Consider the following 9,672-nt stretch of genomic DNA (forward strand, 5'->3'; position numbering starts at 1 on the left):
GTCCGCCACTGTAGTCCGCCTCGGACGGCACATCCGGCCCTGCAGCAGCGTTCTGTGTGCAACTGGGGCCGGCCACCCTGCCCGGAAACGAACAACGGCGCGACCCTAATGGGCGGCGCCGTTGTTGTTCGTGAAGGTGCTACTCCTTGGAGAGGTTGGTCCTCGGAATGACCTCGGTCCGATCGGTCGTCCAGTCGCGGTTCTGCGGAGCTGCCGGTGCTGCGCCGCCGCCTCCGCCCTGCTGCGGGCCGCCGGTGCGCACGGGACGACGCGGGCCGTTCCCACCGCGGAGTCCGAGCACGATACCTGCGATCAATGCGATGACGCCGAGGATTCCGGCGATGATCGGCACGGTACGTCCGAACGTCGAGAGCTGGTCCTGGCCGTCCTTGGCGCGCTGGATCTGGTATTCGACGGTGTTCTCGTCGAACTTGATCGGTGCGTTGAGCACGTCCACCTCGGGCTGGCCCGCGGTGCGCGAGTAGTACTGGTGGATCTGCTCTTCACCGTCGACGATGACGCCGGTCTTGGGCTCGACCCACACCGTTCGCGTGTTCTCGTACCAGCGCGTCATGGTGACGGGAGCTTCGCCGCCCTCGACGCCCCACGTGTCGGCGGGAAGGGTGACCTTGTTGGTCGGGATGTTGACGACGCCGGACAGATCGACCGGGCCGACGGTCTGCTCGTACTTGTAGACCGGCGTGCCGTTGATCTCGGTCTCTTCGACGAAGTCGATGTCCTGCGACGCGCGGGCGTTGACGTCGAAGAACGGGTACGACCTTTGTTCCGCGTTGAACGGGAACTTGTACTGCAGGCCGGTGTGCGGAACTTCCTCGGCCGGCTTGTCGCCTTGGACCTGGATGGTGCCGACGGGGTTCTCGACGGGCTCGGACGACACACGATCGAGCGTCACACGGTCGACGCTGGCGGTGAGCAGCCCGGTGTCGCCCTGCTTGTCGGTGCGGCGCAGCGTCTGCCCGGCCTGCACGGTGATGTCGTCGGCGTTCGACGGCTCCTCGGTGGTGACGAAACGCTGCGACACCAGGTTCACGTTCTCGTCCACCTCGGCGCGGCCCGCGGCCAGTGATGCAGCGTTGAGAACGCTTCCGGTGCCGGTCGATACCGTCGTGACCTCGAGATCCAGCGGTGTCTTCTCCAGGCGGGGCACGGTGTACGTCGGGATCAGGATCGCTGCTACCAGCAGGAATGCGCCCAATCCGACGAGTACGAGGGCAAGAATCCGGCTCGGCCCTGAGCGCTCCGCCATGTGAGAATCTCCTTAGTCTTATTTCCTTGGCGCGCCGCTGCTTCCACCCCCGACAGGTCAGGGTAGGAAACGCCCGTTCCTGGAGTGTCCGATTGGTATCGCCACGTCGCTGGTGACAGTAACAGTCATCACGTCGTACAGTCGCGGGCACGCCCGACGACCGTGGAGTTTCACAAGTGGACGGTGCGGAGTGTTTGACTGGTCGCGCCATGACTACGTCCACTGAATCGCTGCCGAAATCCGTCGCGCCGCTGCACGGATTCATCCCGTCGCTCGAGGGAATGCGCGCGTTCGCGTCGATCGGCATCATCGTCACCCACGTGGCCTTTCAGACAGGTGCAGCGAATTCGCCGGTCATGGGCCGAATCTGGGGCCGGTTCGACCTCGCGGTGGCATTGTTCTTCGCCCTGTCCGGCTTTCTGCTGTGGCGCCCGCACGCCGCCCAGGCGAGGGGGATGGGTCGTGCTCAGCCGATCGGACGTTATCTGTGGTCGCGCGCCGTGCGCATCCTTCCGGCGTACTGGGTCGTGGTGACGCTGGTTCTGCTGTTCCTGCCCAACACGGGGAGCAGTTGGCGTGTGTGGGCGGCGAACCTGTCGCTGACGCAGGTTTTCGTGCCTCTGACTCTCACCGAGGGCATGACTCAGATGTGGTCTCTGTCGGTGGAAGTCGCCTTCTATCTGTTGTTGCCGTTCCTGGGTCTGGCTCTGGCGGGCTTCCGGGGTGATCGGGCGCGATTCCGTATCCCCGTCGTTGCGACCGTCGCCGCGATCAGTCTGTGCTGGGCGTTCGTCCCCGTGTCCACGCCGGAAGCGATTCACCACGACAACTGGTTGCCGGGATACTTCCCGTGGTTCGCGGCTGGAATGCTCCTGGCCGAGTACACGACCAGCCCACGAACGTGGTTGCACCGTCTGGCGAGTCGCAGACTGCTGATGGCCGCGATCGCCCTGGTGGCGTTCGCCCTGTCGGTGACGCCGATCGCCGGGCCGGAAGGGCTGGTGCGTCCCGAACCGTGGCAATTCGAGGTCAAGATCGTGCTCGGTGCACTCCTCGCGTTCGCGTTGTTGGCGCCTCTCGTCCTGGCCGACGGACCCCGACGCATCCTCGAGCACCCGGTGACTCTTGCTCTGGGACGTTGGTCCTACGGCATCTTCATCTGGCATCTGGTGATCCTGGCGATGGTCTTTCCCGTGTTCGGGATCATCCCCTTCAGCGGACACTTCCTGCTGGTTCTGGTCGTGACCGTCGCGTTGTCGATCCCGGTCGCCGCCGCGAGCTACGCGCTGATCGAAGAACCGATGCGCGTGTGGCTTCGGCGCCGGTGACGTGACCGCCGGTTATCGGCGAGCCCGCAGAGCACTCACTGCCACGGCGACGAGTGCGATCAACGCGGCGAGTTGAATCAGTGACGAGTGGCCGATGTAGCCGTCGGGGGATCGCCACGGGCCCTTCGACAGCAGGGCTGTCGCCAAGAGTGTTCCGATTCCGGCGACCCACACCGCCGTCCTGGCTTCCACCGATCGGCCGAAGCGTCGGCCGACAGCCACTGCCACGGCCGCGGTTGCGGCGACGACGGCAACTCCGCCCGGTCCGGAGATCACGGCGACGGCCGCGGTCAGTCCGACCCAGCCGAGCACCGCGCTGCGCCAGGGCTGTGGTGCTGAGTCCTGCGTGACGCGGCTTCGACGAAAAGCGAAGAACGCCAACGGGATCAGCAGGAGCAATCCGCCGAAGATTCCGAGTCGGTACCACTTGTCCGACGGGTATTCGAGCGTCACCGTTCCCGACGTCCCGGCCGGCACGATCCAGCCTTGCTGCCAGCCGTTGACGGTGACAGCCTGCAGTTCTGAAGCGGGAGTGGAGCCTGCGGAATGACCGGGTTGGGCGGGAGTGGAGCCTGCGGATGCTGCGGTTGCGTGCCAGCCGGTGTTGCTGCTCTCCGGTACCACGAGCAGTTGATCGACGTCCGATTCACGAACGGTCACTTCTCGGTGGTCGGCGTTCCACGCTGTCGTCTCCGCGGTTCGGGGAGACGAGCTCGTTGCGCTGACGGCGGGGACGGGCATCGTGCGGAGTCGCACCCCGTCGACGACGAAGGCTGCACCTGGGTCGACGACGACGTCCTGTCTGCCTTCCGGCAGGGGTATCGGGTTGAGCGTCTCGTTGGGAACCGGGAAGGGACCCTCGCAGATGGTCGCCTGCAGTGGTTCGCCCGACAGGAATTGCCGCGCCGTCGCCGTCACCGACGCCCGGATGGTCTGGCCCGCAATGGACATGATCGGCCCGACGTCGCAGGCGACGGTGATCGTGCGGTCATCGGCGGCGTCGGGTGCGGCGCCGATGTCGCGGCCGCCCGACAGCACGGCGACGTCGGCGAGACCGGGCGGTTGTGGCAGGACGAAGCCGAGGGAGTTCTTGTCCAGTCGGTCGTCCCAGTCGACGATGGAGAGCACGATCCGATCCGTCACCCGTGGCGCTAGATCGATGGTCGTCGGACCGTCGGGATCCACCTCGCGCACCTGCGGTCCCCCGCCGAGGTTCACGGCGACGGTCGTCGGGTGCGCGGGAAGGTCGCCGAGGCTCGGGGTCAGGGTGAGGCCGTCCACCAGCGTCGGCGCGGGCAGGTCGATCGTCAGTGTCGGCTGCGTTCCGGCCCGCTGCTCGATGCTTTTCTCGGGCGCGGTCCAGGATGTTCGATCGTCGCCGTCGGTGGCCGCGAAGGCGGATCCTTGGAGGTCGCCGACGTCGGATGCGCCCGTGGCCACGGGTCGTCCCGGTTGCGCCAGCAGTGCTTCCAGTTCGGGGCTCTGCCGGGTGCGCAGAGTCAACTCCGGCAGCACCGCGGTTCCGGTCGGCACCGACAGGGTGCGCGAGAACCTGCCGAGTTCTTCGGGTGCGGCGGACAGTCCACTGCTGCACCGGATTCGGTCCTCGGTGTCCAGGCAGGCCGGCCTGCCGGGGAACTCCTGGCCGAGCTCCCAAGCCGTGACGTCCGCTCCGGGGGTGACGCCCGGCAGCACGGCACGATGCACGATCGACACAGGGTGCGGATTGTCGCGGTCCGAGTAGTCCTCCACCGACAGTTCGCTGATTCCGAATTGACTTCCCCGGGTGCCGTCCACGGTCGATTTCGCCGTGATGCGCACCCACGGTGTCGACCCGCCGGGGAGCGAGACGGTCATGGGCTCGCCCGCAGTGTCGACTCGTGCCGCGGTACTACCGCCCGGCGTGGTGATCTCGAGCCACTTCACCGGGTCGCCGATGGTCCCCGGGCTGGTACGCAGATGCAGGAGTCCGCCGGAGATGGGCTCGTCGAAGTCGAGTTGAAGCCACTGTCCCACAGCGCTTTCGATGCCGTTGCTGACCCAACTCGTCGCGAGATCGCCGTCGACGACCGCCGCGACCCCACTTCCCGGTTTGGTGCCGCCGATCTGAGTCGAATCCGACGCGGAACTCGACGCGGTGATGCTCGCACCCTCCCATTCCCCGTCGACGGTGTCCGCGCCCACGACGGGATAGTCCGCGACTTCGTTCAACGAGCGACGAGGATCGTCGGCGGTTCTCAGCGCCGAATTGTGGTTGTCGACCTGCCCGAAGTCCGTCTCCCTGTTCATCGGAGTATCGGTGACGGTGACCGAATCGACGTCCAGGCCTGCGGCGGTAGCGTCGGACGCAAGGATGACCGGGCCTGCAGGCACTGGATCGGGGACACCGGATCGGCGCTGTTCGTTCAGTCGCTGAACGGATTCCGGCCCGCCTTGCACGAACGGGACACGGTCCAGATCGACGGTGTAGGGCCCCGAAACCTCCGATTCCTTCGAGCTTGGCTCCTGCAGCTTCACCGAATAGATCTCGACAGCCGGATACGGCGGCCGCATGTCGCCGTCGACCGTGATGCCGTCGACCGTTCCCGGCGAGATGTCCTCGCCGAACTCCGCGACCTTCTCGAGGCCGGGAGAGCCGTCGAGTGCGGCGTGGACCTGGACGGGGCGAGCGGAACGTGACGTCTCGGGATCGAGATCGTTGCGGACGACCACGTAGTGAATGCCCTGCCCGACGAGGGTGTCGGCCAAGCCGACCGAGGATCGGCCGTCGGCGATCAATCGTTGAACGGAGTCGAGGGCACGGATTGCGCCCGGCGGAGTCAGTGGTACCGAGTCGCGGACGGCCCACGGCGTCGTCGCGAGGGCCTGGAGGGGTTCGTCGCGAGTGAGTCCCCACGTCTGAATCGCGAAGGGAGCACCCGGAACGACGAGCGCGCGCTCGGCATCGGAGCCGTCGGGTGAGCTGCCCGACGCGTGGGCGGTGAGCCAGTCCGCAGCGTCGTGCCAGTACTGCGGAATGGATTGGTACGCCCCGCGAGGTGCTAGCTTGCCGGTCCACGCGAGCGACGTCGAGAACGTCAGCGCGACGAGCACCAGACCGGCCACGGCCACCATCTTGTCCTTCTCCGGGTGTGCGATGGCCGTCCGCCACGTGCGTGACGGTACGGCACCGGGGAGCGGGACCTTCGCCAAGAGGTGAGCAAGTCCGAGGACCAACGGAATGCGGACGAGCGGTTCGAGTTTGTGAACGTTGCGGAGCGGCGCGCCACCGGAATCGAGGAACACGCGGACGGTGTCGGCGATCGGAGAGCCGAGTCCACCGACGTATCCGGCTGTGAGACCGAGGATTCCGACGAACAGCATGACGGTCAGGCGGCCACGGGCGGGCATCGACCGCATCGCGAGACCGACGACACCGGCTGCGGCGACGACTCCCGTCGCGACGACGGCGGCCGGTTGCGTGACGAGCACCGCTCCGGCGACGCGCTCGGGCGAGACGAACGGTGTCCAGCTGCTCGTCCCGCGGAGGATCTCGATCAGTGAGGCCCACTGGGTCGTCGTCCCCGAGGACTCGATGTAGTCCAGGAACGGCGGGCTGACGGCGCCGAGCAGAAGGAGCGGAACGATCCACCACAGGGTCGCGAGGGCCAGGAAGCCGGCCCACCACGCACTGAAGACGATCCACAATCGGTTGGGTCTGTGGCAGAGAATCCAGATCACGCCGACGAGACAGGCGGCTGCGGTCGCGACGGCGTTGACGGCGCCCATCAACGCCACGGCCAACGCCGACTGCGCGGCGAGCGTGCGGGTGGAAGTGTTGCTGCGGAATGCTCGAACGATGGGAATCAGTACCCATGGCGCCAACATCATCGGCATGGATTCCGACGAGATCGACGCCAGCGTCGTGATGACTCTCGGGGACAGGGCGAACGCGGTGGCGGCGATGATCCGCGAACTGCGGCTGCCGACTCCCAGTGCTTCGGCGAGACGGACGATTCCCCAGAACCCGGCGATCAGAAGTAGCGCCCACCAGATGCGCTGGGTGATCCATGGGGGAATCGACGCGATGTCACCGAGCGCGAAGAACGCGCCGTGTGGGAAGAAGTAGCCGTACGCCTGGTTCTGGACTTGGCCGAGAGGAGCTTGCGACGTCCACTGATGCGACGCGCGTGCGAGGAATCCGAGGGGATTCTGCGTCAGGTCGTACTTGGTATCGGCAACGGTGTAACCGGGAACCTGCAGAAAAGCGAGGAGAAACGCCAGTGTGGAGACGCCGAGCAACCACCTACGACCGAGTGGTTCGGAAGAGATCGGAGCAGGTGCGTCAGCGGCTGCCGTACTCAACCTGGTTCAGCAGGGACGAATCAGCATTGCCGGAGCGATCGATCTCGGGACGTGTGTTGTCGGCCGCCGCAGCAGTTACTCCGAATACCACCCCGGCACCGAGCACAGCGCCGACTACCGCAGCAACAACTCCCGGGACAGCGAACTTCATCTCGGTTCTCCACTTTCGTCGACTGGCACGCGTGCGCGGCTCACGCTATCACCCGCAGGCCCGATAGCCGGAGCGCACGCGCGTCTACTTTCCAGGCGGCACGATCAGGACAGGCCGGTGACTGTGGCGCAGCACATGGTCCGCGACCGAGCTCTGGAGAAGCGAACGCAACCCCGTCGTGCCGCGAGTGCCGGTGACGATGATGTCCACGTCGAGATCGTCGGCCTTCTCCACGATGGCGCTCCAGATCGCCGTCGTGCATTCCGTGCAGTGGCCCTCGACCTGAAGGCCGGCCTGCTGGGCGAGGCGAACGCCCTCGTCGTTGGTCACCTTCGCGTCGGTGAGCGCCACATCCTCGGCCTCGTCGTCGGGAACCCACTCGGGTTGCATGACCCCTGACAGTCCGGACATTCGCGCTGCTTGGCGAACCATCGGTTCCCATGCGGTGACGACGATCGCCCTCGTCGTCGTCAGGAATCGGCCGGCGTATTCGATGGCACGCTTGGCGTTGTCGGAGCCGTCGTAGGCAATGAGAATCAGGTCTGCGGGCATCTCGTAGTCCCTCCTCGTGTCGCTTTTGTCCCTAGGTTACTGCGCGCGTACAGCTGTGTGGGACCACTCCGCTACGGTCGGGGCATGAGGAAATTCCGATCGCCCGTCGCGGTCGCTGCAGTGGTGATCGGGGTCGGATTCACGGCCTCGTGTTCGTCCGGTGACCCGGTTCCTGCGGCTACGGAGTCCGCATTGCCGCCGACTACGACCACCACGACCACCCTTCCCCCCACCACCGACGCTCCGGTGAATTCCTGCGAGGCCTTCGTCGAAACGCTGAGCGAGCGTCAGCGATTGGCCCAGCTACTGACCGTCGGCGTCACCGGGACGGCCGACGCCGTCGACATCATGGCTCGGGAACAAGTGGGCGGGATCTTCATCGGAAGCTGGACGGATACGGCGACGCTCGCCAATCGCGAGGTTCCGCAGATCGATGCCGCAGCAGCAGTGCCTCCGATGGTCACCATCGACGAGGAAGGCGGGCGAGTGTCCCGCGTCGCGGATCTGCTGGGCGAGGACCCGTCGGCACGCCGGACGGCATTGACCATGTCCGTCGACGCCACGTACCGCATGGCCCTCGAACGCGGCCGTGGTTTGCGAGACCTCGGGATCACCGTCGACTACGCGCCGGTCGTCGACGTCAGCAGCCAACCGAACGATTCGGTGATCGGCGACCGTTCGTACTCCGCGGACCCGATTCAGGTCGTCGCGTACGCCGGTGCCTACGCGCAGGGCTTGCGCGACGCCGGTGTTCAGCCCGTCATCAAGCACTTCCCCGGACATGGTTCTGCATCCGGCGATTCGCACACCGGTGCGGTGACGACGCCGCCGTTGGAGGACCTGATCCAGTCGGATCTGATCCCGTTCGCGCAACTGTCCGCCGGCGGTGTCGGCGTGATGGTGGGACACCTCGATGTACCGGGCCTGACCGAGCCGGGTGAGCCTGCCAGCATCAGCCCGGCGGCGATGTCGCTGCTGCGCGACGGAGTCGGGTACGGCGCGGCGCCCTTCACCGGACCGATCTTCACCGACGACCTCAGCGGGATGGCGGCCATCACCGATCGGCTGGGTATCGTCGCGGCCGTCGAAGCAGCTCTCGTCGCAGGCGCGGATGTCGCTCTGTGGCTCACCACCGACGACGTTCCGCAGGTACTCGACAATCTGGAGGACGCCGTCGCGACGGGACGCCTCGATGCAGCGCAGGTCGACGAGTCCGCAGCGACGGTCGCTCGCTTCAAGGGCGTCTGTTAGAACTATCCGGGTGCCTGCTGGATGGTTCCGGCGCCGCGGCATTCATCGGGCAGGCACAGTAGTGACGCAGGCCTCCTTACCGTGGAGTAAGGTCATGAGTTCGATATCGGTTTGGAGGACTCATGGCTGGTGGCACCAAGCGACTGCCGCGCGCCGTACGTGAGCAGCAGATGCTCGACGCGGCAGTCGACGTGTTCTCCGACAACGGTTTCCACGAGACCTCCATGGATGCGATCGCCAAGAAGGCAGCGATCTCCAAGCCCATGCTGTACTTGTACTACGGCTCGAAGGACGAGCTGTTCGCGGCGTGCATCAACCGCGAAGGCGTCAAATTCGTCGAGGCACTCACACCCGCTGCAGACCCCACCCTCACTCCACGTGAACAGCTCCGACGCGCACTTCTCGGCTTCCTCGGATTCGTCGGCGAGAACCGTAAGTCCTGGATGGTGCTGTACCGGCAGGCAATAGGTCAGAGCGCCTTCGCCTCACAGGTCCAGAGCAGTCGGGACAGACTGATCGAACTGACGGCCCGTCTGCTCGAGATGAGCACCAAGGAACCGGATCCGGATCAGAACTTCTCCCTCATGGCAGTAGCCCTCGTCGGTGCAGGCGAAGCCGTCGCCGACCGCGTCGCCGGCGGGGAAATCGAAGTCGACGCCGCCGCGGACCTGCTGGAAAACCTCGCGTGGCGCGGTCTGGCAGGAAAGAAAACCGCTCCGACGCAGTAGTCGACGCACCCCTGGTTGTGAGAGCGAACGTGCCGTTCGGTCACTTGAAGC

7 protein-coding genes are annotated in these 9,672 nt (G+C 66.0%); 3 read left to right on the top strand and 4 right to left on the bottom strand.

All coding sequences use genetic code 11. The features are described 5' to 3' along the window. Positions 1-139: 139 nt before the first annotated feature. Positions 140-1,267, bottom strand: a complete 1,128-nt coding sequence (locus tag ACFULT_RS03355) for a DUF3068 domain-containing protein (RefSeq protein ID WP_378480596.1) — start codon at positions 1,265-1,267, stop codon at positions 140-142. A gap of 209 nt (positions 1,268-1,476) precedes the next feature. Between ACFULT_RS03355 and ACFULT_RS03360 the strand changes: the two genes are divergently transcribed. Then, entirely contained in the window at positions 1,477-2,595 is a 1,119-nt protein-coding gene (locus ACFULT_RS03360) for an acyltransferase family protein (protein WP_378480597.1), read from the top strand. A gap of 12 nt (positions 2,596-2,607) precedes the next feature. On the opposite strand, the gene ACFULT_RS03365 is transcribed toward ACFULT_RS03360, so the two are convergent. From ACFULT_RS03365 to ACFULT_RS03375, 3 genes are all read right to left on the bottom strand, one after another. Then, entirely contained in the window at positions 2,608-6,939 is a 4,332-nt protein-coding gene (locus ACFULT_RS03365) for an alpha-(1->3)-arabinofuranosyltransferase (protein WP_378480598.1), read from the bottom strand. After that, positions 6,920-7,090, bottom strand: a complete 171-nt coding sequence (locus ACFULT_RS03370) for a DUF2613 domain-containing protein (protein ID WP_019665569.1) — start codon at positions 7,088-7,090, stop codon at positions 6,920-6,922. Before ACFULT_RS03370 ends, ACFULT_RS03365 begins: the two co-directional genes overlap by 20 nt. 84 nt (positions 7,091-7,174) lie before the next feature. Beyond that, positions 7,175-7,642, bottom strand: coding sequence for a universal stress protein (locus tag ACFULT_RS03375; RefSeq protein ID WP_037112011.1), 468 nt, complete (start codon positions 7,640-7,642; stop codon positions 7,175-7,177). 84 nt (positions 7,643-7,726) lie between these two features. Between ACFULT_RS03375 and ACFULT_RS03380 the strand changes: the two genes are divergently transcribed. Both ACFULT_RS03380 and ACFULT_RS03385 read left to right on the top strand, forming a co-directional pair. Continuing rightward, on the top strand, positions 7,727-8,893 hold the full coding sequence (locus ACFULT_RS03380) for a glycoside hydrolase family 3 N-terminal domain-containing protein (RefSeq protein WP_037112009.1): 1,167 nt from the start codon (positions 7,727-7,729) through the stop codon (positions 8,891-8,893). 122 nt (positions 8,894-9,015) lie between these two features. After that, positions 9,016-9,621 carry a TetR/AcrR family transcriptional regulator gene (locus tag ACFULT_RS03385; protein ID WP_037112007.1) on the top strand — a complete coding sequence of 202 codons (606 nt, stop codon included), beginning with the start codon at positions 9,016-9,018 and terminating at the stop codon, positions 9,619-9,621. Positions 9,622-9,672 lie beyond the last annotated feature (51 nt).

The organism is Rhodococcus sp. NPDC057297, assembly GCF_042667435.1.
Taxonomy (GTDB): Bacteria; Actinomycetota; Actinomycetes; order Mycobacteriales; family Mycobacteriaceae; genus Rhodococcoides.